27 protein-coding genes, 1 other RNA gene and 2 pseudogenes are annotated in these 26553 nt (G+C 65.8%); 16 read left to right on the top strand and 14 right to left on the bottom strand.

Annotated elements, in window-relative coordinates:
* Positions 1–4: 4 nt before the first annotated feature.
* Genes ACWIEX_RS22085 through rpmH form a run of 5 tightly spaced genes read right to left on the bottom strand, consistent with a single transcriptional unit; the run spans position 5 to position 3968 of the window.
* Positions 5–739 carry a GTP-binding protein gene (locus ACWIEX_RS22085; RefSeq protein ID WP_454035091.1) on the bottom strand — a complete coding sequence of 245 codons (735 nt, stop codon included), beginning with the start codon at positions 737–739 and terminating at the stop codon, positions 5–7.
* 10 nt (positions 740–749) lie between these two features.
* A complete protein-coding gene (locus ACWIEX_RS22080) occupies positions 750–1382 on the bottom strand; it encodes a CatB-related O-acetyltransferase (RefSeq protein WP_454035090.1) in 633 nt (210 codons plus the stop codon).
* 52 nt (positions 1383–1434) lie between these two features.
* Complete coding sequence (gene yidC, locus ACWIEX_RS22075; protein ID WP_454035267.1) at positions 1435–3303, bottom strand: membrane protein insertase YidC; 1869 nt, start codon at positions 3301–3303, stop codon at positions 1435–1437.
* Positions 3304–3350: 47 nt separating this feature from the next.
* The gene (gene rnpA / locus ACWIEX_RS22070) at positions 3351–3779 is read right to left on the bottom strand and encodes a ribonuclease P protein component (RefSeq protein WP_454035089.1); all 429 of its coding nucleotides are present in this window, start codon (positions 3777–3779) and stop codon (positions 3351–3353) included.
* A 54-nt stretch (positions 3780–3833) separates the two neighbouring features.
* Entirely contained in the window at positions 3834–3968 is a 135-nt protein-coding gene (gene rpmH / locus ACWIEX_RS22065; RefSeq protein WP_038364779.1) for a 50S ribosomal protein L34, read from the bottom strand.
* Positions 3969–4212: 244 nt separating this feature from the next.
* On the opposite strand from rpmH, the gene ffs reads away from it, so the two are divergent.
* From ffs to recR, 4 genes are all read left to right on the top strand, one after another.
* Positions 4213–4309: signal recognition particle sRNA small type (gene ffs / locus ACWIEX_RS22060), an RNA gene on the top strand.
* A gap of 87 nt (positions 4310–4396) precedes the next feature.
* On the top strand, positions 4397–6268 hold the full coding sequence (locus ACWIEX_RS22055) for a DNA polymerase III subunit gamma/tau (RefSeq protein ID WP_454035088.1): 1872 nt from the start codon (positions 4397–4399) through the stop codon (positions 6266–6268).
* 21 nt (positions 6269–6289) lie between these two features.
* A complete protein-coding gene (locus ACWIEX_RS22050) occupies positions 6290–6610 on the top strand; it encodes a YbaB/EbfC family nucleoid-associated protein (protein ID WP_454035087.1) in 321 nt (106 codons plus the stop codon).
* A 162-nt stretch (positions 6611–6772) separates the two neighbouring features.
* Entirely contained in the window at positions 6773–7378 is a 606-nt protein-coding gene (gene recR / locus ACWIEX_RS22045) for a recombination mediator RecR (protein WP_454035086.1), read from the top strand.
* A gap of 127 nt (positions 7379–7505) precedes the next feature.
* On the opposite strand, the gene ACWIEX_RS22040 is transcribed toward recR, so the two are convergent.
* Entirely contained in the window at positions 7506–8210 is a 705-nt protein-coding gene (locus tag ACWIEX_RS22040; protein WP_454035085.1) for an outer membrane protein, read from the bottom strand.
* Between the two features lie 180 nt (positions 8211–8390).
* On the opposite strand from ACWIEX_RS22040, the gene ACWIEX_RS22035 reads away from it, so the two are divergent.
* The 3 genes from ACWIEX_RS22035 (at position 8391) to ACWIEX_RS22025 (ending at position 11667) form a co-directional block, all read left to right on the top strand.
* A complete protein-coding gene (locus ACWIEX_RS22035) occupies positions 8391–9440 on the top strand; it encodes a YihY/virulence factor BrkB family protein (RefSeq protein ID WP_454035084.1) in 1050 nt (349 codons plus the stop codon).
* Positions 9440–10675 (top strand): NAD(P)/FAD-dependent oxidoreductase, encoded by a 1236-nt coding sequence (locus ACWIEX_RS22030; protein WP_454035083.1) that lies wholly within the window; start codon positions 9440–9442, stop codon positions 10673–10675. Before ACWIEX_RS22035 ends, ACWIEX_RS22030 begins: the two co-directional genes overlap by 1 nt.
* Before the next feature lie 119 nt (positions 10676–10794).
* A complete protein-coding gene (locus ACWIEX_RS22025; protein ID WP_454035082.1) occupies positions 10795–11667 on the top strand; it encodes a VOC family protein in 873 nt (290 codons plus the stop codon).
* 7 nt (positions 11668–11674) lie between these two features.
* Here ACWIEX_RS22025 and ACWIEX_RS22020 read toward each other — a convergent pair whose 3' ends face one another.
* From ACWIEX_RS22020 to ACWIEX_RS21995, 6 genes and pseudogenes are all read right to left on the bottom strand, one after another.
* The gene (locus tag ACWIEX_RS22020; protein WP_454035081.1) at positions 11675–12127 is read right to left on the bottom strand and encodes a GNAT family N-acetyltransferase; all 453 of its coding nucleotides are present in this window, start codon (positions 12125–12127) and stop codon (positions 11675–11677) included.
* Positions 12124–13095, bottom strand: a complete 972-nt coding sequence (gene cysK, locus ACWIEX_RS22015; RefSeq protein WP_454035080.1) for a cysteine synthase A — start codon at positions 13093–13095, stop codon at positions 12124–12126. Before cysK ends, ACWIEX_RS22020 begins: the two co-directional genes overlap by 4 nt.
* A gap of 87 nt (positions 13096–13182) precedes the next feature.
* The gene (locus ACWIEX_RS22010; protein WP_454035079.1) at positions 13183–13635 is read right to left on the bottom strand and encodes an RrF2 family transcriptional regulator; all 453 of its coding nucleotides are present in this window, start codon (positions 13633–13635) and stop codon (positions 13183–13185) included.
* Positions 13632–13853: pseudogene (locus ACWIEX_RS22005) on the bottom strand (dUTP diphosphatase); the annotation flags it as partial. The gene ACWIEX_RS22010 and the pseudogene ACWIEX_RS22005, both read right to left, overlap by 4 nt.
* A 184-nt stretch (positions 13854–14037) precedes the next feature.
* On the bottom strand, positions 14038–14532 hold the full coding sequence (gene dut / locus ACWIEX_RS22000) for a dUTP diphosphatase (RefSeq protein ID WP_454035078.1): 495 nt from the start codon (positions 14530–14532) through the stop codon (positions 14038–14040).
* A 99-nt stretch (positions 14533–14631) separates the two neighbouring features.
* On the bottom strand, positions 14632–14859 hold the full coding sequence (locus tag ACWIEX_RS21995) for a helix-turn-helix domain-containing protein (RefSeq protein ID WP_454035077.1): 228 nt from the start codon (positions 14857–14859) through the stop codon (positions 14632–14634).
* Positions 14860–15494: 635 nt separating this feature from the next.
* Between ACWIEX_RS21995 and ACWIEX_RS21990 the strand changes: the two genes are divergently transcribed.
* Positions 15495–16094, top strand: coding sequence for a hypothetical protein (locus ACWIEX_RS21990; protein WP_454035076.1), 600 nt, complete (start codon positions 15495–15497; stop codon positions 16092–16094).
* A 153-nt stretch (positions 16095–16247) separates the two neighbouring features.
* On the opposite strand, the pseudogene ACWIEX_RS21985 reads toward ACWIEX_RS21990, so the two are convergent.
* Positions 16248–16568 (bottom strand): annotated as a pseudogene (locus tag ACWIEX_RS21985) (cupin domain-containing protein); the annotation flags it as partial.
* A gap of 101 nt (positions 16569–16669) precedes the next feature.
* On the opposite strand from ACWIEX_RS21985, the gene ACWIEX_RS21980 reads away from it, so the two are divergent.
* The 7 genes from ACWIEX_RS21980 to ACWIEX_RS21950 all read left to right on the top strand — a co-directional run bounded on the left by ACWIEX_RS21980 (position 16670) and on the right by ACWIEX_RS21950 (position 23369).
* Positions 16670–17233 (top strand): sigma factor-like helix-turn-helix DNA-binding protein, encoded by a 564-nt coding sequence (locus ACWIEX_RS21980; RefSeq protein WP_454035075.1) that lies wholly within the window; start codon positions 16670–16672, stop codon positions 17231–17233.
* Positions 17234–17721: 488 nt separating this feature from the next.
* Positions 17722–18579 (top strand): flagellar motor stator protein MotA, encoded by an 858-nt coding sequence (gene motA / locus ACWIEX_RS21975; RefSeq protein ID WP_454035074.1) that lies wholly within the window; start codon positions 17722–17724, stop codon positions 18577–18579.
* A gap of 28 nt (positions 18580–18607) precedes the next feature.
* On the top strand, positions 18608–19483 hold the full coding sequence (locus ACWIEX_RS21970) for a flagellar motor protein MotB (protein ID WP_454035073.1): 876 nt from the start codon (positions 18608–18610) through the stop codon (positions 19481–19483).
* A 766-nt stretch (positions 19484–20249) separates the two neighbouring features.
* The gene (locus ACWIEX_RS21965; RefSeq protein ID WP_454035072.1) at positions 20250–21635 is read left to right on the top strand and encodes a YncE family protein; all 1386 of its coding nucleotides are present in this window, start codon (positions 20250–20252) and stop codon (positions 21633–21635) included.
* Positions 21636–21647: 12 nt separating this feature from the next.
* Positions 21648–22088 (top strand): DUF305 domain-containing protein, encoded by a 441-nt coding sequence (locus ACWIEX_RS21960; protein ID WP_454035071.1) that lies wholly within the window; start codon positions 21648–21650, stop codon positions 22086–22088.
* A 1-nt stretch (position 22089) separates the two neighbouring features.
* Positions 22090–22605 carry an RNA polymerase sigma factor gene (locus ACWIEX_RS21955; RefSeq protein ID WP_454035070.1) on the top strand — a complete coding sequence of 172 codons (516 nt, stop codon included), beginning with the start codon at positions 22090–22092 and terminating at the stop codon, positions 22603–22605.
* Positions 22602–23369 carry an anti-sigma factor family protein gene (locus ACWIEX_RS21950; protein WP_454035069.1) on the top strand — a complete coding sequence of 256 codons (768 nt, stop codon included), beginning with the start codon at positions 22602–22604 and terminating at the stop codon, positions 23367–23369. Before ACWIEX_RS21955 ends, ACWIEX_RS21950 begins: the two co-directional genes overlap by 4 nt.
* Before the next feature lie 411 nt (positions 23370–23780).
* On the opposite strand, the gene ACWIEX_RS21945 is transcribed toward ACWIEX_RS21950, so the two are convergent.
* Positions 23781–24677: a LysR family transcriptional regulator gene (locus tag ACWIEX_RS21945; RefSeq protein ID WP_454035266.1), complete on the bottom strand. Its 897-nt coding sequence runs from the start codon at positions 24675–24677 to the stop codon at positions 23781–23783.
* A gap of 91 nt (positions 24678–24768) precedes the next feature.
* Here ACWIEX_RS21945 and ACWIEX_RS21940 point away from each other — a divergent pair, with 91 nt between their 5' ends.
* Complete coding sequence (locus ACWIEX_RS21940; protein WP_454035068.1) at positions 24769–26139, top strand: MFS transporter; 1371 nt, start codon at positions 24769–24771, stop codon at positions 26137–26139.
* Positions 26140–26553 lie beyond the last annotated feature (414 nt).

Genomic DNA, 26553 nt, shown 5'->3' with positions numbered 1-26553 from the left:
GCGTTCAAGCGCGCTCCGCCAGAACCCGGCCGATCGCGGCGCGGAATTCCGGCATGCCGGCGCCGGTCTCGCTGGAGGTCAGCAGCACCTCGGGGAAGGCGGCCGGGCGGCGCTTGATCTCGTCGAACGTGGCCTCGGTCATGAATGTCTGGTCGGCCGGCTTCAGGGCGTCGCCCTTGGTCAGCACGACCTGGTAGGACACGGCCGCCTTGTCGAGCGTCTCCAGCACGGCACCGTCGACATCCTTGATGCCGTGGCGGGCATCGATCAGCACATAGACGCGCATCAGGTTGGCGCGGCCGCGCAGATAGTCGTGGATCAGCCGGGTCCAGGCCGCGACCTTTTCCTTGCCGACGGCGGCATAGCCGTAGCCGGGCATGTCGACGATGGTCGGCGCATGGAGAGAATAAACCGGAACCGGCTTTTCGCGCGAGCGCTTGCTGCCTTGAGATCCCGCCCCGGCGGGCTCCTCGTGCTCGACCTGGCGGAAGAAGTTGAGCTGCTGCGTCCGGCCGGGCGTATGCGAGGTCCGCGCCAGCGCGTTGCGCCGCGTCAGCGCGTTGATCAGGCTCGACTTGCCGACATTGGAGCGCCCGGCGAAGGCGATCTCCTGGCCGACCATCGGTGGCAGGTCATCGATCCTGGTCGAGGCCCAGACGAAGTCCCACGGCCCTTCGAAGAGCTTGCGGGCGGCCTCGATCTCCTCGGCGTCATAGGGTTTTGTCGTGGATGTGGTCATGGAAACCTGCCTACACGGCTGCGCTGAGCGCGTCGATGTTTGCACCCTGGATCGCGTCGATATGGCGCGCGATCCTGTCGGCGTCCCAGTCCCACCAGCGGATCGCCAGCAGCTTGGCGACGATCTCCGGCGCAAAACGCATCTTCACGACGCGGCCGGGATTGCCGGCGACCACCGCATAGGCCGGCACGTCCTTGGTCACCTGTGCCCGCGTGCCGATGATCGCGCCGTCGCCAATCGTCACGCCCGGCATGATCACCGCCTCGCGCCCGATCCAGACATCGTTGCCGATCACCATGTCGCCGCGGTTGTTCGGGCCGGGGCGCTTCAGGCTCTCGGGATCGCCGAGGCCGAACATCTGGAAGGGATAGGTCGAGAAGCCACCGATCGGATGGTTGGCGCCGTTCATGATGAACTGTGCGGCCTGCGCGATCGCGACGAATTTCCCGATGATCAGGCGGTCGCCGATGAAGTCGAAATGGTAGCGCACGCAGCGGGCGACGAAATGCTCCGGCCCGCGCGAGTCGTCGTAGTAGCTGTAGTCGCCGACCGCGATCAGCGGATGGTCAACCACCGCCTTCAGGAAGGCCGTGCCCTTCCAGCCGGGGATCGGGTGGCGCGTGTTCGGATCGGGCAATGGCATCGGGTCGAGGACCTTCAAAAGCGAAGGGCGGGAAACCCCGCCCTTCGATCTCTCACTTCTTGTTGGTATTGGCGGGGCTGGGCGCGCCGCCGGCAGTCGCCGGCTTCTTCTTGCCGAACATGCCCTTGAGGTTGTCGAACAGTTCGATCTTCACCCCGTTCTTCTTCATGATGTAGCCCTGCTGGGTCACCGAGAGCAGGTTGTTCCAGCTCCAGTAGATCACCAGGCCGGCCGGGAACGAGCCGAGCAGGAAGGTGAAGAACACCGGCATCCAGGTGAACATCATCTTCTGCACCGGGTCCGGCGGCTCCGGGTTCATCTTCATCTGGATGAACATCGTCACGCCCATGATCAGCGGCCAGGCGCCGAGATGCAGCATGGTCGGCGGCGTGAACGGCAGAAGCCCGAACAGGTTGAACAGGTTCGTCGGGTCCGGCGCCGCGAGATCGTGGATCCAGCCGAAGAACGGCGCGTGCCGCATCTCGATGGTGATGAACAGGATCTTGTAGAGCGCGAAGAACACCGGAATCTGCAGCAGCACTGGCCAGCAGCCGGCGACCGGGTTGATCTTCTGCGTCTTGTACAGCTCCATCAGAGCCTGCTGCTGCTTCATCTTGTCGTCGGCGTAGCGCTCGCGGATCGCCGTCATTTCCGGCTGCATCGCCTTCATCTTCGCCATCGAGGCGTAGGACTTGTTGGCGAGCGGGAAGAACAGGCCCTTGAGCAGCACCGTGACGATCAGGATCGCGACGCCGAAATTGCCGATGTGCTTGTAGATCCAGTCGAGCACGAAGAAGAGCGGCTTGGTGAAGAAATAGAACCAGCCCCAGTCGATCAGCAGGTCGAAGCGCTTGATCTGCTGGCTTTCCTCATAGCCGTTGATCGCCGCGACTTCCTTGGCACCGGCGAACAGCCGGGCATTGGACGAGGCCGTGGCGCCCGGCGCGACGGCGATGCCCTCGCCGAGGAAATCGGCCTGATAGGTGCGGCCGGTGCCGGTCTGGACCGAGGAGTAGCGACCCTCGTACTTGCGCTGCTGGTCGGGGACGACCGCGGCGGCCCAGTACTTGTCGGTGATCCCGATGAAACCGCCGACGGCATCCTTCCAGGTCTTGCCGGTCGTGCCCGGCGAGAGCAGCGGCTCCTTGTCGAGCTTGTCGTAGGTGTATTCCTGCAGGCCCTGCTCGCCGAGATAGCCGACGAGGCCCTCGTGCAGCACATAATAGCCGAGCGTATGCGGCTTGCCCTGGCGGACGATCTGGCCATAGGGGAACAGGGTCACGGCGGCGGCGCCCTTGTTCTCGACCTCGTCGCGGATCGTGAACATCGCATTGTCGTCGACGCTGATGACGCGCTTGAAGGTCAGGCCCTGGCCGTTGTCCCAGCTCAGCGTCACCGGCTTGGCCGAGGTCAGCGTCTGGTTGTCGGCAGTCCAGACCGTCGTGGCGTTCGGCAGCGTGACCGTCGTGCCGGGCGCAGCGACCCAGCCGAAATCGGAATAATAGGCGTCCGGGCCGCCGACCGGCGAAAGCAGCACGATGATCGGGCTCTTCGGGTCGACCGTCTCGCGATAGGCCTTGAGCGAGACGTCGTCGATGCGCGCGCCGGTCAGAGAGATCGAGCCGGCGATCTTGGGCGTATCGATCTTGATGCGGGGGCTCGCGGCCAGCGCCTGCTCGCGGGTGCCGATCGACTGCGTCGCGGCAACGCCGGGCGCGGCCGAGCCTGCGGGCTGGCCGGGCGTGGAAGGGGCCGGGGCGGTGCCGGTCGCGGGCGCCTGCTGGCTCTGGGCCTGCTGGCTATGCTGCGCGGCCTGCTTCTGCTTTTCCATCTGCGGCACGCCGTAGAAGAACTGCCAGCCGAGCAGCACGACCACGGACATGACGATCGCGAGAAGCAGATTGCGGTTGTCTTCTTTCATCATGGTCGGAAACAGATCTCGCTTGGTCCGGCAGGAGCGCGACGGGGTCAGGCTTGCGCAGGCGTGCCGCGCTTGGGATGCGGGCGGCGCCTGTCGGCAAAGGTTGCTTCACGCGGCTTGTGAGGCTTTGCCCGGTCGATGGCAATCGAAAGATCGGCGACGAGCGTCTTAAATCGCGCGGTCAGCACGTCGGAGCGCGCGACGACCACGATGTCGCAGGGGCGTTCGGACTGGCTGGCGAGCGCCTGTTTGGCCGCTTCGCGCAGGCGCCGGCGGATGCGGTTGCGCTTCACGGCATTGCCGGTCTTGCGCGAGGCGGTGAGGCCGAGCCTCAAGGCCACGGGTTCGCCATCCTTGCGGGGCTCATCGGGCGCGGCGTCGCGCACCTGCGCCATGAAGGCGGACGAACGAAAACGGCGGCCGTGTTCGGCCGCCGCCAGGAATTCTTTGCGTTGCGTCAGGCGGGCGAGGCGCATGGCGATTGGCCCGTCTTCCCGAACCCGCGCGCTGTCGTCACGCGCCAGGGCTCGTCAGGCCGACAGGCGCTTGCGGCCGTGGGCGCGGCGAGCGGCGATGACCTTGCGGCCACCCTTGGTCGCCATGCGAGCGCGATAGCCGTGGCGGCGCTTGCGAACCAGCTTGCTGGGTTGATAGGTTCTTTTCACGGTCCGTCTCCGGGGCCTTTATGAGCACGACGGCCGCGGCTTTCCCAGGGAAAGCATGGCCAACCGAGCCTGTCATGCGATAAGGGTCGGCGCCGCCTTTCGGCTGCGCAGGTGGCGGGCTTATGACGGATGGACGACACCAAGTCAACGCCAAACTGGCAGGTCCGATACCGGCTGCGACGAAGCTTCGCGGTCTCTGCGATGCCGGCTTGCGATTCTCCGAGACATCCCCGATATAGCGGGCGGGAGGTTGGCGAGGGACGTCTCACTCGCCAACCGGGTCAGGTCCGGAAGGAAGCAGCCCTAACGAGACCGAACGGGTCTTCGTCCAGCCTCCCACCTCATGCGCCCGATAAAGCGCCGGACCGAAGCGCGGGACCGGCGCGGCGCCATTGACCCTCGCCTCCCGATTGGCGAAACCAGTCCGCATGACCGACCAGATCGACGCCGCCTCTGCTGACGAACCGGGATTCGCCGGGTTCGATCCGGCGCCCGTGCCGCAAGCTTCTGCCAGCGGGGCGCCCGCGCCCTATCGCGTGCTTGCTCGCAAGTACCGGCCGGCGCATTTCGGCGACCTGATCGGCCAGGAAGCGATGGTGCGCACGCTCACCAATGCCTTCGCGGCCGGCCGCATCCCGCAGGCCTGGATGCTGACCGGCGTGCGCGGCGTCGGCAAAACCACGACCGCCCGCATCCTCGCGCGCGCCCTCAATTTCCAGACGCCCGATGGTCAGGGCGCCCCGACCACGGACCTGCGCGATTTCGGCATCCATTGCCGCGAGATCATCGAGGGCCGCCATATCGACGTGATGGAGATCGACGCGGCCTCCAACAACAGCGTCGACAATATCCGCCAGATCAACGACGCCGTGCGCTATGCGCCGGTCTCGGCGCGCTACAAGGTCTATATCGTCGACGAGGTGCACATGCTCTCGACCGGCGCCTTCAACGCCTTTCTGAAGACGCTGGAGGAGCCGCCGCCGCATGCGAAGTTCATCTTCGCGACGACGGAAATCCGCAAGGTGCCGATCACGGTGCTGTCGCGCTGCCAGCGCTTCGACCTGCGCCGCGTCGAATCCGACATGCTGGTCGACCATCTCGCCAATATCTGCCGGGCCGAAAGCGTCGATGCCGAGCAGGAGGCGCTCGCGGCGATAGCCCGCGCTGCCGAGGGCTCGGTCCGTGACTCGCTCTCGATCCTCGACCAGGCCATCGCGCATGCGGCCGGCCGGATCACACTCGACGATATCCGCTCGATGCTCGGCCTCGCCGACAGGGCCCGCGTCATCGATCTCTTCGAAGCGGTGATGAAGGGCGACATCGCTGCGGCGCTCGGCGAATTGCGCGCGCAATACGATGCCGGCGCCGATCCGGTCGTGGTGCTGAACGACCTCGCCGAATTCACCCATCTGGTGACGCGCCTCAAGCTCGTGCCCGAGGCGGTCAAGGACAACAGCCTCGCCCAGGCCGAGCGCGTGCGCGGCGGCGATTTCGCCCAGCGCCTCTCGGTCCGCATCCTCGCCCGCGCCTGGCAGATGCTGCTGAAGGGCATTGCCGAGGTGAAGCAGGCCGACAGGCCGGTGATGGCCGCCGAGATGGTCCTCGTTCGCCTTGCGCACGCTGCCGATCTGCCGACGCCGGACGAAGCGCTGAAGATGCTGCGCGACGGCATGGGCTCCGTCCCTGCCGGCAATGGCGGCGGCAATGGTATGGGCATGCCGCGCCCGCCTTCCGGTGGCGGCAATACCGCGCTTGCGGCTCGCCCGATCCTCGCCAGCGCCAATCCCGCCCCCACGCCGGTCGCGCGGACTGCCGCCGCGCCCATGGCGATCGTCGCCACGCTGGAGGATGTCGTCGCGCTCGCCTCGCAGCACCGCGATATCACCCTCAAGATCGCGCTGGAGCGCGATATCCGGCCCGTGCGTTTCGAGCCCGGCCGCATCGAATTCTCGCTCGCCGACGGCGCCTCGCGCACCCTCGCGCAGGACCTCTCCCGCCGCCTCAAGGAATGGACCGGCCAGACCTGGATGGTCGCTGTCGTCAATGACGAGGGCGGCGCCACCATGCGCGAGCAGGCGGCGGCGGCGAAGGACCAGCGCGAGAACGACGCGGCGGCTCACCCGTCGGTCAAGGCGGTGCTGGAGCGCTTCCCCGGCGCGCGCATCGTCGATGTCCGCGATCCGCGCGCGCTCGCTGCGGCCGAAATGGCGGCAGCGGCGCCGACCGAAGACGAATACCTGCCCGATGCCGAGCCCCTGTTCGACGATTCCGAACCGGATTTCGACGGCATCGATTTCTGACGATTCCGAGGAGGATTTCCGATGCGCGACATGATGGGCCTGATGAAGCAGGCGCAGCAGATGCAGCAGAAGATGGCCGACATGCAGGCCGAGCTCGACAATATCGAGGTCGAGGGCGGGGCCGGCGGCGGCATGGTCACGGTGACGATGACGGCCAAGGGTGCGCTCAAGGGCGTCAAGATCGATCCGAGCCTGATGGTGCCGGACGAGCGCGAGATTCTCGAGGACCTGATCGTCGCCGCTGCCAACGATGCCCGCAGCCGCGGCGAGCGCGTCATGCACGAGCGCATGGCCGAGGTCACCAAGGGCCTGCCGATCCCGCCCGGCATGAAGCTGTTTTGAGCATATTGCGGACCAACGGCTGTCATTCCGGGGCTTCGCAGTGCGAAGAACCCGGAACCCACGACGGGGCTGCGCCGGTTTTGGCGACGCTGTTTGCCGGGCTCACCCGGTCGTGGGTTCCGGGTTCGGCCTGCGGCCGCCCCGGAATGACAAGGTAGCGCCATGCCCCGGGCCATTGCCGGTCCCGAGATCGAAAGGCTGATCCAGCTCCTGGCCAAGCTGCCGGGGCTCGGGCCGCGCTCGGCAAGGCGCGCGGCGCTGCATCTGGTCAAGAAGCGCGAGCAATTGCTCGGCCCGCTTTCCGAGGCGATGGCGGTCGCGCGCGAGCGCATCGTCGTCTGCGCCCGCTGCGGCAATGTCGATACCAGCGACCCCTGCGGCCTCTGCACCGATCCGCGCCGCGACGACGGTCTCATCGTCGTCGTCGCCGATATCTCCGATCTCTGGGCGCTGGAGCGCTCGGGTGCGGTGTCCGGCCGCTATCATGTGCTCGGTGGCGTGCTCTCGGCGCTCGACGGCGTCCGGCCCGAGCATCTTTCGCTCGACGCACTGGTGGCGCGTGCGTCCGATCCGTTGGTGAAGGAGGTCATCCTCGCGCTCAGCGCCACGGTCGACGGCCAGACCACGGCGCATTTCATCACCGATCTCCTGGCGCATCTGCCGGTGAAGGTGACGAGGCTCGCCCATGGCGTGCCGGTCGGTGGCGAGCTCGACTATCTCGACGACGGCACGCTGGCCGCCGCTATCCGCCAGCGCACGGTGTTCTGAGACCTTCGCGGCCCTCTCCGTCATTGCGAGCGCAGCGAAGCAATCCAGGGGGCTGGGTTGAACGTCTCACCCAATCCCCCTGGATTGCTTCGTCGCTTCGCTCCTCGCAATGACGGGAAGGGGTTTCTCAGAACTTGTAGGCGACGCTGGCGCGGGCGCTGTGGCTCGACAGCTCCTGCGAGCCGGTCAGGCCGGCAAAGGCGCCGGAGCTGGCGAAGCGGTTCCGCCCGAAATCGGTGTAGCGGTATTCGGCACCGAGGATCAGATGGTCGGTGAAGGCGAAATTGACGCCGGCGCCGACATTCCAGCCGGTGCGGGCGCTGGTCAGCCGTTCGCCGAAGCCTGCGCCGGGCGCGAAGATGCGCCGCTCGTATTCGGTGAAGGAGACGCCGCCGGTGCCGTAGACCATCCAGCGGTCGAACGCGAGGCCGAGACGGGCGCGGGCCGAGCCCTGCCAGTCCTGGCTGACGCGGGCGGAGAGGCCGATCCCGTCGAACCGGCTGCGGCTGTTCAGCGCTTCGACATCGCCCTCGATGCCCAGCACGATGCCGCCGAGCTGGTAGTTGAAGCCGGCATGGGCGCCGCCGAAAGCCGAATCCGCGCCGACGCGGAAGCTGACGGGTGCGAAGGCCCCTCCGGGTGCACTCATCCGCACGCGGCTGTCGCCCCAGGCATAGCCACCCTGGAGACCGGCATAGAAACCGGTCCAGGAATAGAGCGCCGGCAGGTCCGGGGCCGGCGGCAGCGCGACCTTGCTCAGGTCGGCCGCTCCGGCCGCGCCCGACAGCAGGATCGCGAGGGCCGTCAGGCCGGTTCTGAAGAGCTTCGTCATCGGGCTTTCCGCTGGATGGAAACAGCGTCGGCCGCTCGCGGCCGCGCCCCGTCATAACGAAGCATTAAGGTTAACAATCGGCTAAGCCGCCCCTTGACCGGCCTGTTGCCGGAACGATTGCGGACGCGGCCGGTTGCCCTCAAGCTGCGATGGCAACACTGGCGGAGCGTGAATCCCGACATGGCTTTCCTCAAACGGATCACGGGCGCGGCCGGGATCGGGGTCGCGCTCGGCTATCTGTCGGGCGTGCTGGCCGACAAGCTCGGGCGCCGTCGGGCGGAAGCGGTGCGCGGCCGGCTGGCGAAGACGCCGCTGCAGATGACCTGGCTCGGCTGGAAGGACGTGCTCCTGCGCTTCATCGGCAATGTCGCCGAGAACCGCCTCTCGTCGCTTGCCGGCGCGGTCGCCTTCTTCACCCTGCTTTCGCTCGTGCCGGCCCTGTCGCTGCTGGTCACGATCTACCGCTATTTCACCGACCCCGCGACCATCGCCGAGCAGCTCGACACGGTCACGACGATGTTTCCGCAAGCCGCGCGCGAGCTCATCCACGAGCAGGCGATGCGGCTCTCGACCCAGTCCGGCGTCGGTCTGTCGCTGACCTTCTATGTCAGCCTGGGCGTCGCGACCTGGTCGGCCAACGCCGCGGTGAAGGCGCTCTTCGATGCGTTGAACATCATCTATCGCGAGGCCGAGAAGCGCAGCTTCCTCAAGCTCAACGCGATCTCGCTGTTCACCACGGTCAGCGGCGTCGTGCTGCTGACGGCCGCGCTGATCGCCATCGCCAGCCTGCCGGTGGTGACCGCGCTCTTCCCCTTCCATTCCGAGCTCGAACGGCTGATCCGCCTCGTCCGCTGGCCGTCCTTCTTCGTGATGGCGACGCTCTCGATCGCGGTTCTCTACTGGATCGGCCCGAGCCGCGAGCGCATGCGTTTCATCTGGGTCATGCCCGGCGCGATCGCCGCGGCCCTGCTCTGGGGCGCGGCCTCCTACCTGTTCTCCTGGTATGTCTCGACGCTCGGCAACTACACGGCGGCCTATGGCTCGCTTGCGACCGTCGTCGTGTTCATGACCTGGCTCTGGCTCTCGGCGACGATCGTGCTGGCGGGGGCCGAGCTCAATGCCGAGCTCGAACACCAGACGGAGCATGATACCACCACGGGGCGGCCGAAGCCGCTCGGCCAGCGCGGCGCCACGATGGCCGACCGCGTCGGCCCGGCAAGGGCGGAGTGATGCTCGATCCCCAGACCACGCGCCAGGACGATCTGCGCACCGGCAAGGGGCCGTGGCGCCCGCTTCTGCAACGCCCCACGGGACGAGAGCTTGAAGCGGATACGCGGTGCGATGTCGCGATCGTCGGCAGCGGCATCACGGGCGCGCTGGCCGCCGAGCACCTCACGGCGATGGGCTGCGATGTCGTCCTGATCGATCGCGAGCGCGAAGGCTTCGGCAGCACGGCGGCATCGACCGCGATGCTGCAATGGGAGATCGATCTCAGATTGTCCGAACTTGCGGCGCTTTACGGCTTTGCTGCCGCCGCCGAGGTCTATCGCCTGAGTTTCCAGGCCGTCGAGGGCTTGCGCGATCTGGTCGGCGAACTTGCGCTGCCCTGTGGCTTCGCGCCCCGCCAGACCGTCTACCTCGCAGCGGGCGAGAGTGGTTCGCGCGAATTGCTGGAAGAGATGACGGCACGCGAGCGCGCCGGCCTTCCGGGCAGCTTCGTCGAGCACGCGGCGTTGCGCGCGGCCTTCGGCTTCGACCGGGGGGCCGCCATCGTCTCGCCGGGCTCGGCCGAGGCCGATCCGCTCAGCCTCTGCCATGGGCTCATCGCGACAGCGGTGCAGCGGGGAGCGAGGCTGATCCGCGACGAGGCGGTGGGCTTCGACGGTGCCGGCCGCTCGGCGGCCGTCACCTTCGCCAGCGGGCGGGTCGTCGAGGCCGGCCGGATCGTGCTCGCCACCGGCTATGTCATGCCCGATATCGTCAGCGACGACCTGCACCGCGTCGCGTCGAGCTGGGCGATCGCGACGGTTCCGCAAGCGCCGCAGGCGCTCTGGCCCGGCCCGGCGCTCGTCTGGGAGGCATCGGAGGATTATTGCTACTGCCGCACGACCACGGATGGCCGCATCGTCTTCGGCGGCGAGGACGAGGATTTCGACGATCCCGAGCGGCGCGAAGCTCTCGGCCCGGAAAAGGTGAAGGCGCTCCAGGCGCGGCTGCACGCCCTGATCCCGCAGGCCTGCCTCGACCTTGGCTATGCCTGGTCGGGAGCCTTCGGCCAGACCGAGGATGGTTTGCCGTTGATCGGGCGCGTGCCCGGCCAGCCGCGCCTGCTCGCGGCCTATGGCTATGGCGGCAACGGCATCACCTTCAGTTTCCTGGCCTCACGATTGATCGGGGCGCTGGTCGAGGGACGCGAGGAAGGCTGGTTCCGCCATTTCGCCATCGATCGGCCGCGTCCCGGCTGAGCACGAAGCTCATTGCAGCCTTGCAATCGCGGCCTTGCCGGCCGGATGGGCGACAAGATCGGGCGGAAGCACCATTTTATAGGGCGACAGCTTGAATGGCCGCCGCGAAAGGATGTCCCATGGTCGCAACTGCCGAACGGACGGCCCCGGCCGCCGCCACTCTCGAAGCGCACAAGGCGCCGGTCTTCATCGGTGCGGTGACGCTGCGGGTGCACGACCTCCCGGCTCTCACAGCCTATTATCGCGACGCGATCGGCCTCGGCCTGATCCGCCAGGATGCGACGAGCGCCGAACTCGGCGTCTGCGGGCAGGTGCTCGTGAGACTGGTGGCGGGCGCGGCCCGGCCGACCTCGGCCGCCGGCCTGTTCCATCTCGCCATCCTGCTGCCATCGCGTCGCGATCTCGCCAACTGGCTGAAGCATGCCGCCGTGACGCGCATTCAACTCGAAGGCGCCTCCGACCATCTCGTCAGCGAGGCGCTCTATCTCTCCGATCCCGAGGGCAACGGCATCGAGATTTACCGCGACCGCAAGCGTGAGGAATGGCCGCGCAAGCCCGATGGCGGCATCGCCATGGCGACCGAGCGGCTCGATCTCGACAAGCTGCTCGGCGAAGCCGACGCCGCGGCTTATGCCGGCATGCCAGAAGGCACGGGGATGGGCCATATCCATCTGCGCGTCGGCGACACGGCGGCGGCGGAAGCCTTCTATCGCGACCTGCTCGGCTTCGACCTGATGGTGCATTATCCCGGCGCGAGCTTCCTCGCCAGCGGCGGCTATCACCATCATATCGCCGGCAATATCTGGGGCAGCCGCGGCGCCGGCCCGCGTCAGCCGGGCGAGGCAGGGCTCGACCGTTTCGAACTGGTCGCGCGTGATGAGGCGGATTTCGCCGCGATGCGCCAGCGCATCATGGCCGCGGGAGGCAGTGAGCCCGACGGCGTGCCGACGGTCACCGATCCCTGGAACAACCGGCTGGTTCTGGTGCGCTGAGGCGCGCTCAGCGCGTCAGCAGATGCGAGCGGCGCGTTCCGCTCGTGTCCGGATGGAAGCCGTTCGCTTCCCAGAAGGTGGTCGCGCGGGGATCGGCGGCTCGTAGCGAGAGCCGCGGCGCCAGATCCAGCCCCTGCTGTATCAGCGCGGCGGCCAGCATCCGCCCGATGCCGGCGCCGCGATGCAGCGGCCGGACATAGACATGCCGGACGCGCAGCAGATCCGGCGCGGGATCGTAAGGGTCGGGCGTCAAGGCGCCGATGCCGGCGAGTTCGCCGTCATGGAAGGCGGCGAAGGTGACGAAGCGCGCGTCCGCGCTGCCGTATTGGCCGGCGAGCCATTCCTCGCGCAGCCCTTCGATGAAACGGTAGCTTTCGGCGCTCGCTTCCTGGCGCAAGGCCTCGAAATCGTCCGGCAGGCTGTCCGCCAGCCGGACGATCTGGATGGTCGTTGCGGTCACAGACCCTCGAACAGGGCGCTGGAAATGTAGCGCTCGGCGAAGGAGGGGATGATCACCACGATGGTCTTGCCGGCATTCTCCGGCTTGGCGCCGATTTCGAGCGCCGCCGCGACCGCCGCGCCGGACGAGATGCCGGCCGGGATGCCCTCGCTCTTGGCGAGCGCGCGGGCGGTCTCGAAGGCGGTCTGGTTGCCGACGGTGACGACCTCGTCGATGATCCCCTGGTCGAGGATGCCCGGCACGAAGCCGGCACCGAGGCCCTGGATCTTGTGCGGGCCGGCCTGGCCGCCCGACAGCACCGGAGAATCCTCCGGCTCGACCGCGACCATCCTGAGGCCGGGCTTGCGCGGCTTCAGCACCTGGCCGACGCCGGTGATGGTGCCCCCGGTGCCGACGCCGGAGACGATGATGTCGACGCCGCCATCGGTGTCGTTCCAGATCTCCTCGGCCGTGGTCTTGCGGTGGATCTCGGGGTTGTGCGGGTTCTCGAACTGCTGCGGGATGATCGCGCCCGGGATCTCGTTCCTGAGCTCCTCGGCCTTGGCGATGGCGCCGCGCATGCCGCCGGGGCCGGGCGTCAGGACGAGCTCGGCGCCGAGCAGGAGCAGCATCTTGCGCCGTTCCAGCGACATCGTCTCCGGCATGACCAGGATCAGGCGATAGCCGCGCGCCGCGGCGACGAAGGCGAGCGCGATGCCGGTATTGCCGGAGGTCGGCTCGATCAGCGTGCCGCCGGGCTTGAGCGCGCCGGAGGCCTCCAGCGCATCGATCATGTTGACGCCGATGCGGTCCTTCACGCTCGAGATCGGGTTGAAGAACTCGAGCTTGGCCAGGATCGTCGCCTTGACGCCGCGCTCGGCCGGCAAACGATTGAGCCTGACCAGCGGCGTGTCGCCGATCGTGTCGGTGATCGAGTTGTAGACGCGTCCGCGTCCGGGGGCCTTCGTCGATTTCTGTGCTTCGGCCATGACATGACTCCTCTGGACGAGAGAACGCTCAGCTCCAACGCTAGATCAATTCACAGAAATTGTCGATTAAAGAAATAAATAACACGTCTAAATTGTGAAATCAGATTTCTTGCCGGGCTCGCCGAAGACGGCTTTCGCCTGCGCGCGCTGGCACAGTTCCTCGACCGTGACCGTGTCGAGCGCGGCGAGGAACGCAGCCGACGCCTGCGCGACCTCGGGCCCGATGACCTCGTCGACCAATCGCGATTGCGGCTCTGGCCCGAGCCCTTCCTCGATCGCTTCCTGCATCGCGGCGCGGGCAATGTCGCCGGCCGTGATCTTGCGCCGCTCGCGGGCAAGCTCGTAGCCGCCGCGCGGGCCGCGCACGCCCTTGAGGATGCCGACGCGCACCAGCGTCTGCAGCAGGGTTTCGAGATGGCGCGGCGGCAGGGCATGGCGCGCGGCGAGCAGCTTGGCCGCGACCGGCTGCGGCCTTGCATGCAAGGCGATATCGACCACGGCGGCGATGGCGAGCAGGCTGCGGCGCGAGAGCAGGATCATGGCCGGCTCTCCGCATTGGCACCGCCGCTGACGCCCGTCGAGCCGTAGCCGCCGGCGCCGCGCGCGGTCTCATCGAGCGTCTCGACTTCCGAAAGCCGGACATGGCTGACCGGAGCGATGACGAGCTGGGCGATGCGATCGCCGCGCGTGACCGTGAAATCCTCGCTGCCATGGTGGATCAGCACGACCGAGACCTCGCCCCGGTAGTCGCTGTTCATGACGCGGTGCAGGGTGAACTCAGGGCTGGGCAGCCGATTTGGTGACATCACCACACTCGTTTGGGTGAAGACAGCGGCCTTGGCGGACCGGTTTACCAGGATGTGTTCCAAGCGCTGCATCATTAGAACGCGTCGGCGAGGACCTTGCAGCGCTGTCTTGTCAAACTGATAAAAGCCATTTTGCCTAAATCCCCGTGGAACCGAAGCCGCCATGGCCTCTTTTAGTCGATGCCGAAAATTCTTCAACAATTTTAAAATCTGGTCGAAGTATAGGTAAGAATACTAATTGCGCTATCCGGTCGCCTGGGGTAATAATTAAAGGGTTACTGCCTGGAATGGTTCGAAGCCAAGCGCTGATAAATATCTGATTAGTATAATCAGCGTCAATCGTGCCAACGCTTTGCCCGAGAATGAGGCCTTTCTTATGACCAAGGCCGGATCTTGCAAGAAGAAATGCAGCTACATTAGGATCATTCATTTGCACGGCGATGCCGGAAGGAATTAAGGTAGCCGGCGCTTGGGGTTCAATCTTTATGGGAGTCTCGATGCATGCAAAAAGATCTATTCCTGCAGATTGATCTGTCTGATAGCTGGGAAGTCCCCATTCGAAAATTCTTTTATCCAGGACTTTAAGTTCAAATACCGGATTTTTCAGGACTCTGGTCAATTCCACGCTCATGGTTTGGTGCTCGCTGATGGGGAAGCAAAGTAGGTGCGGCTAGCCACCTGAATAAGGAAGGCCTCCTTGAGCTGCGGCAGCCTCGGTGCCGTATCCGCTTTATTCGCGAGCAGGTTCCTTCGGTTCTGCAACTAGATCACTAACGGTCGCTTCGAGGGCTTGGGCAATTTCCCAGAGGCTGACCGCGGTGGGATTTCGCTGCCCCATCTCCAAAGCGCTGACGTGGGCACGGTCCACACCTAGCCGCTGCGCAACTTGTGCCTGTGTCAGCCCTTTCGCCAGCCGCAGCGCGCGCGCATTGGCCGCGATCACCATACGAATATCCATGCATCACTGGTAAGGCTAGCGAGCGATTTACCGCGACGCGGTTTAGGGCGTTGCGCTTTAACGCGTTGCGCTTTATCGCACGTTCCGCAGTTTTTGTTCTGCCGCGTCGGACGGCTCGCCGTGACGTCAGCTGTCGAGGTCCAGTTCTCGAACGCAATGGGTCCGCATTGAGCCTTGGTCGAAATCTCGAAGGGGCCTTGGATGAAAGAACCAACGGACGAGGGGCGGGTCCGCCTGAGCTGCTCTGGGATGCGTGTGTTCGATAATGTCACACGGCGCTGGGAGCTTTCCGAGCGCATGAAGCTTAGTTCGACCCGGGTTCCTCGGGAAAGGCGCCGGAGACGGCATCGACCCGGCCACCGGTCACGCCTGCGCCATCGACCCCACCCCTGCCGAGCACGCCTCCGGGACAAAGCGCTCCCCCATCCGCCCCCGACACCCGTCCCGTTCGATCCCCACCCGGAACGTTCGCCGAGTATCCGGCCGCGGCCGCGTTCAACGGAGCGCGTGCCGCCCCCGTTCTCGACACGCCAGACAAGCGCGCCTATCGCACCCGGCTCCGTACCGCCGCGAATGGAGGGCCGAACTTCGCCGGGCGCCTCGCCGTCGCCGAATGGGGGTGCGGGACGTCCTGCATGACGGCTGCCGTGGTCGACCTACAGACCGGGGGCGTCGCCTTCCTTCCCGGCTCAGTGTCGGGCTGGGGGCTAGTCGATCCCAAGTTCAAGGCCGCCGAATACCGCCTCGGTAGTTCGTTGATCGTCCTCTCGGGACAGTTCAACGAGGAAGGCCCGGTCGGTTCACACTATTTCCAGTTCTCCGACCTCCAGTTTCGATATCTCGGGTCGGTGCTGACGTCGGACGACTTCAAGACGCAGTTTGGGGCGCGCTGGCTTTCGGCGATCGCCGATCGGTTTTCGTCGAGACCACTGCCGCAGCCTCAGGCAAGTGCCCCCGATACACTCAATGGGAGAATCGCCGAGTTCGTCTGCGGCGACAACTGCTACCTCACAGTCGTCGACGACTTCGGGAAGAAGCACGACGGCTTATGTGTCGCGCCTGCCTGCGCTCCTTGGAACAAGGCAGCCGCGATGCCGCGGGGGCTTATGGGGAGGCAGGTCTCGGTGAAGGTCGAGATGGGCGTCCAGATCGACTCGAGCGGCACCGAACAAGGCCGGATACTTTCGTTCCGGGAACTTACGCTGCTTCCTGCCAGCGGCTCGACGCAGCCCTGATCTGAAGACACCATATCCGGAACCGCTTTGGTTTAGCCAGCCCGAGAACCTTATTGCCAGCCGAGAACACCCACTGCTGAGAAATGTCTGGTTTCGGGCACCGCGCCAAGTTCAGCTCTTGGCGCGTGCCTGACCGGGCGCGTAAAACTCAGCCTACGCTCTAGAGGTTAGCGTCGACAGCTGGTCGGTGTCATAGCGGTCCCGGAGATCGGCAAGCACAGCCGGATCGGGGGCGCCCTGGGCGGCAAGTTTCGCAAGTTCCTCGAAATAGTGTTCGTGCCCGGGCGGCGAAACGGTCATCAGCACGCGCGCTGGAGTCTCGCTCACATTCGTGATGTTGTGCGGCACGCCCGGCGGAATGAACAGGAAGGTTCCCGGGCTCGCGCGAACGATCTCGCCACCGACATGCCATTCGCAGTCGCCATCGAGGACATAGAAGGTCTCCTCCTGCACGCGATGGACGTGCAGAGCCGTTCGACAGGGTCGAATTCAGCTCCGCCGTCGCCCACGAAGAAGCCCGAAGCCCAGAGGATCAAATCGCAGCAACGGATTCGATCGGCCTTGCTCTGTTCGTCGTGATCGAGAAACTGGCTCCGGCTGAGCGGCTGGCGTTCGTTTTGCACGACGTCTTTGCCGTATCCTATGAGGGGATCGCTCCCGTCGTTGGCCGCTCCGTCGAGGCAACGCGCCAACTCGCAAGCCGCGCGCGCCGCCGCGTGCAAGGTCCGCCCATCTTTGAAAATACCGATCGAGCCAAGCAGCGGAAACTGGTTGAAGCCTTCCTCGAAGCGGCGCGGGGCGGCGACTTCGACGGGCTTCTCTCAGTGCTCGATCCAGATGTCGTTTTCCGGGCCGACAAGGACACCATACGGCTCGGTTCTGTTCCTGAAATTCATGGTGCCAATGCGGTGGCGGAAGCCTTCAAAGGTCGCGCAGTGGCCGCGATGCCAGCGCGCGTGGATGGAGGCTTTGGTTTTATCATAGCGCCCGACGAGCGGACGCGTGCCGTTTTTCATCTCTCATTCAAGCATGGAAAGATCGTCGAGATACGAGCGCTGGCGGATCCAGAACGCCTTGCACGGCTCGATCTCGCAATGCTGCCGGACGAGCCATCTCAGTCTGTGCGGGCAAGCCAATAGCCGCCGCGCGGCCGCGGATCGGTTGCCTTCTTGAATGTCCGCTCCCGGACAGCGAGCCAACTTTGGCTGTTGGCGCACAGCGGCCTCCAACATCCGCCGCTCTGAGAATGACCGGCTTGAGTCGATTGCTGACGTTCGCCGAGACCTGCCGGCTCGATCTCAATGCTCAAAATCCGGGCGCTCCTGATCGCCCACCCGCGTCGTCTTCAGCCTCGCCGCACCACAACAATGCGGCCCAGTGTAGATGATCCCCGGAAACGGTTTCCATTGGACGCCGATAGCTGGCATCGGTGGAGACTCGTTGCTCCCCGATTTCTTTCCGGACTTTCCCTACCACCCCAAGCTTGAAACCCGTGGCCGAAGGACGACGCTTACAAACCTGCTGGCCACTGGTCATAAACTCGCCCTTAACCTTAATCGGTCAGTTCGTTGGGCTAATTAGTGGCTTCGCGCGGGCTGTACCTGCTGCGGCGCGAGGGTGGCAGACCATGCGGCTGATCGTCGGTGCAATTATCGTCTTCGTCTGCGTCTTCGGCAGCTATGCGGCGATGGGCGGCCACCTCGAGGTGCTTTGGCAGCCGTTCGAGTTTGTCATCATCCTCGGTGCAGCGATTGGTGCCTTCGTCATCGGCAACCCTGCGCCGGTGCTCAAGGCTGTGCCCGCCATGCTCGGCACGCTCATGAAGGGTCCCAAGTACAAGCAGGAATGCTATGTCGAACTGCTCGGGATGCAGTATTCCTTGTACAAATTTGTAAAGCAGAAAGGCATGCTCGCGGTCGAGGATCACATCGAAAATCCGAGTGATTCGACGCTGTTCAATGCCTTCCCGACTTTTGCAGCGAACCATCATGCGGTCGAGTTCGTCTGCGACTACATGCGAATGCTGACAATGGGCGCCAACAATGTCCACGAGATGGACGCTCTCATGGACGAGGAACTTGAGACGCACCATCAGGAGCAGGAGCGTATGGTTGCGGCAATGCAATCGCTCGCCGACGGTACACCGGCGCTCGGCATCGTCGCCGCCGTGCTCGGCGTGATCAAGACGATGGGGGCGATCACCGAGCCGCCGGAGGTGCTGGGACATCTGATCGGCGGCGCGCTCGTAGGTACTTTCTTCGGTGTCTTCGTCGCCTACGGCTTCTTCGGGCCCATGGCGCAGTCGCTCAAGGGCACGTTCGAGGCGGAATCCAAATACTTTCTTTCACTCAAGGCGGGTCTCCTCGCCCATATCGGCGGCCAGCCGCCGGTGATGGCCGTAGAATTTGCCCGCAAGGCCCTGATGAGCGACGTCCGCCCAACGTTCAACGAAGTGGAAGCGGCAACCGCCGACCTTCCCGCCTAGATCTGATCCAATCTCCGGCAGAGACTCGATGACTAAGCCCGCCCAGCCGACGATTATCGTCAAGAAGGTCAAGAAGGCCTCTCATGCGCACCACGGTGGGGCCTGGAAGATCGCCTATGCGGATTTCGTAACCGCCATGATGGCGTTCTTTCTGCTGATGTGGCTGATCAGCATGACGACGCAAGAGCAGAAGATCGGCTTGGCGGAATACTTTGCGCCGGCATCTGTGAGTCCGACGACCAGCGGCTCTGGTGGCGTCCTGATGGGTAGTGCCCTGGACAAGTCAGGCAACAGGCCCTCGGTGCCCCGCGACGCGGCGAGGGGGACTTCCGGGCAGGACGACAAAGCGCGCCCGACAAGCTCGGGCCGCGCCAGCGACCGTGAGGCCAGCCGCCCGGCCGCCGACATGCAGGCCAACTACAGCGCCGTAGCCAGCCTGCGGCAGGCGCTCCAGAAAATGCCCGAAATTTCCGAGTTGTCGCGCAACATCGTGATCGAGCCGACCAAGGAGGGATTGAACGTTTCCCTCGTGGACGAGTACGGCCGCTCCATGTTCCCCGAAGGCTCGGTCCAGCCCTACGAGCGCACCCGTCTCGTGCTGGAGGCGCTCGCGCCCACCCTGCGCCGGCTGCCCAACCAACTGTCTGTCGCCGGCCACACGGCCGCCGCGCGCCCGGGCTCGGTGCAGGCCAGTGATTCCTGGGCCCTCACCGCCGGGCGAGCGATCGCCGTGCGCGAGATTCTGTCGGGTGCCGGGCTGCCCAGCAACCGCTTCGCTTCCGTGGTGGGACACGCCGACACCGAGCCGCTCTTCGTCGACAATGTTTATAGCCCGTCGAACCGACGGGTGACGATCACGCTCCTCAATGCGGAGCCACCGCTGCCCCCCGGCGCCTTTCCCTGACGGCAAGGCGCGTCGGCCGCCTCAGGGACCGTTTGAGATTGAGCTCGGTGGCTGACTCACAAGAGGCGACCATCGCGATGTGGATCAAGGCCTCGGAGATGTCGATGTGCTGCGCGAAGCTACGGACGGCGCGCCGCGAGCAGTCATCGACAGGTCCGCTCTGCGACCTATGGTGTCGATAAGACTCTCGAAGCCTTTCCGGTTCGTAAGCGCTAGCCGCCTTGCCCGCTTAAGCCCGAGGAGGCGTTGCCCAGCGAGCGCGGTTCCACTCGGCCGGCCATGCGCGCTTGGGACCATGTCGCCAAGGACGGGCAGATTCGGATGCCGAGTGCTTTGAGGGAGCGCGAAGGAGTGCGGTTTTCTCACGTCGAGGCCTTTCGCGCGGTCATGATTGTTAATCGGCTTGCTGATGGGACCCCGGTCCGGCCAACAATTCCAGAGGGTTGAGATGCCAATCGGCGCCAGGACCCCGCGCTGATTCACACCAGTGAGAAGGCCAGAGGCAGAATCTCGCGGCGACTGCAGAGACCGTAGGTGGGTTTCAAACCGGCTATACGTCCCGCTTAGCTACCGCCTGGTGAGTATGTGGATATGTACGTCTGGGGTGTCACAAACCTCCGGCGGCGAGACGCCTATCGTTGGCTGCTTACGATTCGAATTTGGGGTGGGGGACTAGACTGTCGTGGTCACGGAAGCGTGAGGCCTCGACCGGCGGCGGAATAATCGGTGCCGTGACGCATCTCACCTGCTCAACGAGGAGCAGGGCATGTCCAGCAGAAATCCGATCGCGCCGAGCCGTCGCACAGTGCTTCAGGGAGCCGCGGCGGTCGCGTTGAGCCCGACGATCGCCAGGGCGCAGGGCAAATCCGCGGAAACGGGGCCACGCGCAGGCGACCGGGTCTTCCTGACCAACGAAGATTCCAACACGTTAAGCGTGATCGATCCGGTGACGGACGAGCTCCTGCCGACGGTCAATCTGACCAGCTTCGACGAGGATCCGCGCCCTCCCTTCCGCTTCGTGACGGGCAACGTCACCCCGACCCATGGCGAAATGGTGCAGAAACCGCTCTATCACGGTGCGATCTCGATCCATGGCTGCGTGCCGTCGCCGGATTCCAGCATGTTCGCGACGGCCGGCCGCGGCACGAGCAACCTCTATCTCGTCGACACGGCCAAGTTGAAGGTCATCGGCAATCAGCCGAACCCGCAAGCCGGCGCGACGACATCGCCGGATATCCTGACCTCCGGCATCCTGGTCGGGCGCGAGCCGCATGAGCCGACCTTCACCCGCAACGGCAAGGAAGTCTGGGTCGCGCTGCGCGGCGAGAGCAAGATCGCCGTGATCGACGTGCAGCGCGCCAAGGCCGAATCCTCCGGCGAACTGCCGCGCGGCGCGGCGATCCGCCGGTTCATGCCTGTCCTGCCCGGCCCGGCGATGATCTGGTTCTCGGCCGGCGGCGAGACTGCCTTCCTGATCTCGCAGAAGCTGCCCCGGATCGAGGTCTACGACGTCAAATACGACGCGCAGGGCTTCTCGACGACCGAGCGCAAGACGACGATCGACACCACCGCGCAGGACCGCTTCGGCTTCGCGCCCTTCGTCAAGATCACACCGGACGGGCGCGAGTTCTGGGTTTCCCAGAAGCTGGCGGATTGCCTCTCGGTCTATGAAGCTAGCGCCGAGCACCGGCTGCTCGACCACGTGCCGCTGGGCGAAAAGGCCCGGCCCAACCATGTCGAGTTCGTCAAGAACGCGCGCGGCAGCGTGGCCTACGCCACTTTCGCCCGGGTCGACGATGATGGGCCGGAGGGCCGGACCTCCAGCCGGATCGCCATCATCGACCGCTCGGCGCCGGTCGGGAAGCGGCGCGTCGTCGGCCACTTCTTCAGCCATGGCCGCGAGGCGCACGGCATCTGGACCGATCCCTCCAACACCAAGCTCTATGTCGCCCATGAGCTCGACGAGCTGCCCGGCGCGCCTCATGCCGGGCAGACCGTCTGCAGCGCGTTCGATATCAGCGATCCCCTGCAGCCGCGCTTCATCAGGCAGATCCCACTCGGCACGCTCGACCTGCCATCCGGCAAGCTGCGCAACAAGAAGTCGATCAACCTGGTCTATGTGCGCCCGGGCGCGCGCAGCGAGACGGCGTGACGGGAGGGGAAGATGAGATTTTCTCTGGACGCCATGTTGGCCCGAGTCGCCGGGCGAGCCGTGCCGGTGCACGATCATTCCCATCATGGCGGGACGATGCCGCCTTCGCCTGACAAAACCGCGGCTGCGACGGCCGCTGCGCCGAAGGGCTATGATGCCTATCTCAGCGACATGCATGTCGGCATGGAGAAGATGATGCGGGACATGCACGCCGACCCGCCCTCAGGCGATCCCGATATCGATTTCCTCGCCATGATGGTTCCCCATCACTGGGGAGCGGTCGAGATGGCGCGGCTGGTGCTGCGCGACGGGCGGGACCCTATCGTCCGCGAGATCGCCGAGGCCATCCTCGCCGGGCAGCAGACGGAGATGCAGGGCATGCGCGGACGCCTCGAGGCCTTGCGCCGCGGCGGCGACGACTACCCCTCGCTGAGCGGCAACCGGGGACCGTGACATGTTCGGCAGCGTGTCCGACCTCGAGATCGAGGCCCAGATCCCGGCATTGCGACGGTTCGCACGCTCGCTCGCGCGCAACCCGGACGATGCCGACGAGCTGGTGCAGGACACGCTGCTGCAGGCGCTCTCGCGCTGGCGGCAGCTGCGCAGACCGGAGAGCGTCAGGGCCTGGCTGTTCCAGATCCTGTTCAATTTCCACCGCACCAGGGGGCGCGGGCGCCAGCGCGACCTCGCCCGCTTCACCGACGAGGACGGTGCGGACCATCCCGACCCGTCCGGCGATCCGGCGCAGGGGCTGCATCTCGGCGATGCGCTCTCGGCGCTGGCACGGTTGCCGCAGGATCAGCGCATCGCGCTGGAGCTCGTGGCGATGGAAGACATGACCTATGAGGAGGTCGCCAAGGTGACCGAAGTGCCGATCGGAACCGTGATGTCGCGCCTGAGCCGCGCCCGCGAGCGCCTGCGGACCGAGCTCGAGGGCGGCAACGTCACCCGGCTGCGGAGGCTGAAATGACGCCCGGCTCGCGCCCGATCGGCGACGACGACATCCAGGCCTTCATCGACGGACGGCTCGCGCCGGCCCGCCAGCGGGAGGTCGAGGCCTTCCTTGCAGCCGAGCCGGCGTTGCGAAGCCGCGCCGAGCAATTCCGGGCGGATGCTGAGACCCTGCGGGCAGCGGCGCAGCTTCGTCGCCCCGAGCCGATTCCCGCCTCCTTGCGGCTGAGCGAGGTGCGGCGGCGGCGCACGGCGCGGACCGTCGCGTTCCACCGGCGGCTGGCCGCTGGCATCTGCATCTTCGCCCTTGGTGCCGTGCTGGGTATGGCCCTCCCTCGGCAGAACGCGGAACCACCGACGGCACGCCCCCAGATGACCGATGCGGTCGTCGCGTTCCGTGCCTTCGCCGGGCGCGCCGGCGACGCGGTCGAAGTCCCCGCAGCCCAGACCGCCGCGTTGAAGCGGATGATGTCCCATCACCTCAGGCAGGATGTCGTCATACCCGACCTGTCTGGGCTCGGCCTGGTGTTTCGCGGCGGACGGCTGCTCGCGAGCGACGAGGGCCCGGGCGGCATGTTCGTCTATGACGAGCCGGCCGGGGGACAGGTCGCGCTCTATGTGAAGACGCTCGCCAGCCCGCGCAAGGCGGCGCTGGCATCGCGGCAGGACGGCGATCTCGTCGCCTATTTCTGGTTCACAGGCGCGCTCGGCTACGCGGTGCTCGGCGTTCCCGGCTCGACCTTCGTCAAACGGGCAGCCGAGCAGTTGAGCAACACCTCATGAAGCGGTGCTGAGCCATGGCAACCTTCTGTGGGTCGCATATTGCCGCGTCTCCAGGGCTCTCGCTACCTCGTCGCACAGGCGATGGCGCCGCGTCTCGCGAGCGACCGAACGGCCTGCTCTTCCATTTGGTCTCGCGAACTCGATCGTGAGCTCCGTTTGTCAGACCTAATTGCCCGGAACCCGACATTCCCGGCGTCGGCATGGCCATTCTCGACAACTGTGTCGTTGGGCGGCCAGTGTGCGACGTGGGTCGCGAGCCGCTAATTTGGACCAGAGCCGGCAAAGTCCGATTCCGGGCATTGGCCCAATGTCTGGTTGTGGCGCTAGCCGTCCTGAGAGAATTACAAGAAGCGCGGACGCTGATCGTCGGGCATAAGATCATCTTGCCGCGGTTGCCAACTTCGCGGGCGGTCATGGGCCATCGCGGAACGCCTCGAACACCTGCGCACGGAGCCAGCGATGGCCGGCATCGGCATCCATCCGCGGGTGCCAGATCTGCGACACGACGATCTCCGGCATCGGGATCGGCAGATCGAACAGCGCCGTGTCATATCCCGCCAAGGCCAGGCAAGCCGAGCGCGGGACGAGACCCAGGAGATCTGAGGCCGAGACCACTGCGATCACCGCCGGAAAGCCCGGAACGATGACGACCACCCGACGGGAAAGCCCGTGGAATGCCAGCGCCTCGTCCGCCGGGCTGGACCGGCCCCGCCGCCGCGCGAACACCACATGGCCCCAGGCGCACAGGCGTTCAGGCGTGACCGGCGCATCGAGGAGCGGATGGCCGGCCCGGGCTATGCCGACATAGGCATCGCGATAGAGGGTCTGGACACGAAGCTCGCCGCCATTCTCGGAGATCACCCCGATCTCGAGATCGACCGTCCCGTCCCGCAGAGGCCCGATATCCTTGTCGGGCTTCGTCACGAAGCGCAGCCGCACGCCGGGTGCCAGGGCGGACACCGCCGCGCTCAGCTTTGCCGCATAGAGCTGCGTGAAGGCATCGTTGGCGCGGATGGTGAACTCGCGCTCCATGCTTCGGGGGTCGATCGGCAGCGGCGGCCGCAACACCGCCTGCGCGCCCAGGCGCAGCGTGTGGACCTGTTCGGCAATGACCTCGGCATGGGGGGTAAGCACCAGCGCGCGGCCGGCCGGCGCCAAGATCGGGTCGCCGAGCGCCTCCCTGAGCCGTGACAGGGTGCGGCTCATCGCGGAGATGCTGAGCCCAAGCCTGAGCGCAGCCCGCGTCACGCTGCGTTCCTGAAGCAGGACATCGAGGGCGTTCAACAGGTTCAGATCGATGTCACGCATGGCGCTCTGCGCAAATGTCAATTGAGTTTGTTGCGTCTGGTGCAAGCTCGGGCTGCGGCATACCAGAATGGAACCAACTCGGAAAGCTCCCATGCCGCAACCTGCTCTCGATCTCCATGCCGACGGTCTGCCGGCGCCACGCCGCTATTTCGCGATAGCCGTCCTCCTCCTGACCTTGGTGCTGGTCGTGCTCGACGGCGCCATCGCCAATGTCGCCCTGCCCTCGATCGCCGCTTCGCTGCACGCCAGCCCGGGCGATGCGGTTTGGGTCGTTTCGAGCTACCAGTTCGCGGTCCTGGTCGCGTTGCTGCCCTGTGGCGCCATCGGCGAGATGGTCGGGCCTCGGCGGGTCTTCCTCGCAGGCGTTGCGCTCTTCACGCTGGCGTCGGCGGCCTGCGCCTTCTCAGGCACCCTGCCCATGCTGGTGGCGGCGCGGTTCGTGCAAGGTCTCGGCGGCGGCGCGGTGATGGCTCTGGGCGTGACGAATTTGCGGCTCTGCGTCCCGCAGCGCCTCCTCGGCACGATCATCGGGGTCAATGCGATGACGATCGCGATCGCCTCGGCCGCAGGACCGGGTATTGCGGGCGCTATCCTCGCGGTGGCGAACTGGCCTTGGCTCTTCGCCGTCAACGTGCCGCTCGGCATCGTCGTGCTGGCATCCGGTGCCGTTCTGGTCCGGGCGGCGGGCGTGGCGCGCCGGCTCGATAGCAGGGCGATAGCAGCCAACAGCCTGATGTTCGTCCTGTTTTTCCTTGGTGCCGACCGCGTCGCGCAATCGCCGGTGACGGGCAGCCTCCTGATCGCTGCGTCAATGGCCTGCTTGGTCGTTCTGCTGCGGATCGAGCGCCAGAGCGCGGCGCCGCTCCTGCCGACCGATCTTTTCGCCGCAGCGGCCTTCCGCTTCTCCGTCATCGCATCGGTCTGCTGCTTTACCGGCCAGATGCTGGGGCTGCTCGCCTTGCCCTTCTATCTCCAGCAAAGGCTCGGCATGATGGCGACCCAGACGGGCCTTTACATGATGCCCTGGCCCGCGGCGGTTGCGCTGATCGCGCCGATGTCCGGCTGGCTCGCCAACCGCATCAAGACGGCCTGGCTCTGCACCGCGGGGAGCACCCTGCTGGCTATCGGACTTGCCAGTGTCGGCCTGTTGCCAGCCGGGCCGCACGGAGCGACCTTCCTCGCCGGCACGGTGATTGCCGGCCTCGGCTTCGGGCTTTTCCAAACCCCGAACAACCGCATCCTGCTCCTGTCGGCTCCCAAGGCGCGCAGCGGCGCTGCCGGCGCCATGCAGGGCACGGCACGGCTGACCGGCCAGACCCTCGGCGCCGTTGCGATGGCCGCCATCTTCGAGGGCGCCCCGCTTTCCGCCGCGCCGGAGGTTGCGCTGGTGCTGGCCGCGGCCTTCGCCGGCTTCGCCACAATCGTCAGCCTTGCGCGCGTGCGCCACGAGGCTGCAGGCTGAGACAGGTCACGTTGGTTCGCTCGCCGGCTGGAACATAAGCCAGCCACGCAAGTGGCCCATCTTGATGGATATACGGCGCGGATTGGCGAGGCTGCTTGGACTAGCGTCGCGATGGTGAGCGGCCGAACGTCTGTTCCCAAGTGGCTGCTGAATGTCGGCTCGTGGCGCCAGTCGACCGTAGCCGCAAAAGAACGGCTTGGTTCAATGCCGAGACGCTATCGGTAGGAATTCAGCCGCGGCTTCAGGCCGAGTTCTGTCGAAAACTTGACGAGCCCCTGTCAATCGCGGGCAGATCGGGAGCTCGGTCATTCTCTCATATGAATTGTTCGGTGCGGCTTGATCGCGTCGATGAACGCCTCGTCGTGGCTGATCACCAGCACCGCTCCGTCATAAGCGGCCAAGGCCGCCTATGAC

This window comes from Allobosea sp. NPDC055353 (assembly GCF_053644975.1).
This window is presented reverse-complemented; position numbering and strand designations above follow the sequence as displayed.

Excerpts from the sequence above, each read along its gene's own strand:
- ACWIEX_RS22040 (WP_454035085.1), bottom strand. The coding sequence starts at position 8,210 with ATGACGAAGCTCTTCAGAACCGGCCTGACGGCCCTCGCGATCCTGCTG.
- cysK (WP_454035080.1), bottom strand. The coding sequence starts at position 13,095 with ATGGCCGAAGCACAGAAATCGACGAAGGCCCCCGGACGCGGACGCGTC.
- ACWIEX_RS22010 (WP_454035079.1), bottom strand. The coding sequence starts at position 13,635 with ATGATCCTGCTCTCGCGCCGCAGCCTGCTCGCCATCGCCGCCGTGGTC.
- rnpA (WP_454035089.1), bottom strand. The coding sequence starts at position 3,779 with ATGCGCCTCGCCCGCCTGACGCAACGCAAAGAATTCCTGGCGGCGGCC.
- ACWIEX_RS21965 (WP_454035072.1), top strand. The coding sequence starts at position 20,250 with ATGTCCAGCAGAAATCCGATCGCGCCGAGCCGTCGCACAGTGCTTCAG.
- yidC (WP_454035267.1), bottom strand. The coding sequence starts at position 3,303 with ATGAAAGAAGACAACCGCAATCTGCTTCTCGCGATCGTCATGTCCGTG.
- dut (WP_454035078.1), bottom strand. The coding sequence starts at position 14,532 with ATGAGCGTGGAATTGACCAGAGTCCTGAAAAATCCGGTATTTGAACTT.
- ACWIEX_RS21950 (WP_454035069.1), top strand. The coding sequence starts at position 22,602 with ATGACGCCCGGCTCGCGCCCGATCGGCGACGACGACATCCAGGCCTTC.
- ACWIEX_RS21955 (WP_454035070.1), top strand. The coding sequence starts at position 22,090 with ATGTTCGGCAGCGTGTCCGACCTCGAGATCGAGGCCCAGATCCCGGCA.
- ACWIEX_RS21945 (WP_454035266.1), bottom strand. The coding sequence starts at position 24,677 with ATGCGTGACATCGATCTGAACCTGTTGAACGCCCTCGATGTCCTGCTT.
- ACWIEX_RS21995 (WP_454035077.1), bottom strand. The coding sequence starts at position 14,859 with ATGGATATTCGTATGGTGATCGCGGCCAATGCGCGCGCGCTGCGGCTG.
- ACWIEX_RS22050 (WP_454035087.1), top strand. The coding sequence starts at position 6,290 with ATGCGCGACATGATGGGCCTGATGAAGCAGGCGCAGCAGATGCAGCAG.
- ACWIEX_RS22080 (WP_454035090.1), bottom strand. The coding sequence starts at position 1,382 with ATGCCATTGCCCGATCCGAACACGCGCCACCCGATCCCCGGCTGGAAG.
- ACWIEX_RS21990 (WP_454035076.1), top strand. The coding sequence starts at position 15,495 with ATGACGGCTGCCGTGGTCGACCTACAGACCGGGGGCGTCGCCTTCCTT.
- motA (WP_454035074.1), top strand. The coding sequence starts at position 17,722 with ATGCGGCTGATCGTCGGTGCAATTATCGTCTTCGTCTGCGTCTTCGGC.
- recR (WP_454035086.1), top strand. The coding sequence starts at position 6,773 with ATGCCCCGGGCCATTGCCGGTCCCGAGATCGAAAGGCTGATCCAGCTC.
- ACWIEX_RS21960 (WP_454035071.1), top strand. The coding sequence starts at position 21,648 with ATGAGATTTTCTCTGGACGCCATGTTGGCCCGAGTCGCCGGGCGAGCC.
- ACWIEX_RS22030 (WP_454035083.1), top strand. The coding sequence starts at position 9,440 with ATGCTCGATCCCCAGACCACGCGCCAGGACGATCTGCGCACCGGCAAG.
- ACWIEX_RS21970 (WP_454035073.1), top strand. The coding sequence starts at position 18,608 with ATGACTAAGCCCGCCCAGCCGACGATTATCGTCAAGAAGGTCAAGAAG.
- ACWIEX_RS22025 (WP_454035082.1), top strand. The coding sequence starts at position 10,795 with ATGGTCGCAACTGCCGAACGGACGGCCCCGGCCGCCGCCACTCTCGAA.
- ACWIEX_RS22055 (WP_454035088.1), top strand. The coding sequence starts at position 4,397 with ATGACCGACCAGATCGACGCCGCCTCTGCTGACGAACCGGGATTCGCC.
- ACWIEX_RS22085 (WP_454035091.1), bottom strand. The coding sequence starts at position 739 with ATGACCACATCCACGACAAAACCCTATGACGCCGAGGAGATCGAGGCC.
- ACWIEX_RS21940 (WP_454035068.1), top strand. The coding sequence starts at position 24,769 with ATGCCGCAACCTGCTCTCGATCTCCATGCCGACGGTCTGCCGGCGCCA.
- ACWIEX_RS22035 (WP_454035084.1), top strand. The coding sequence starts at position 8,391 with ATGGCTTTCCTCAAACGGATCACGGGCGCGGCCGGGATCGGGGTCGCG.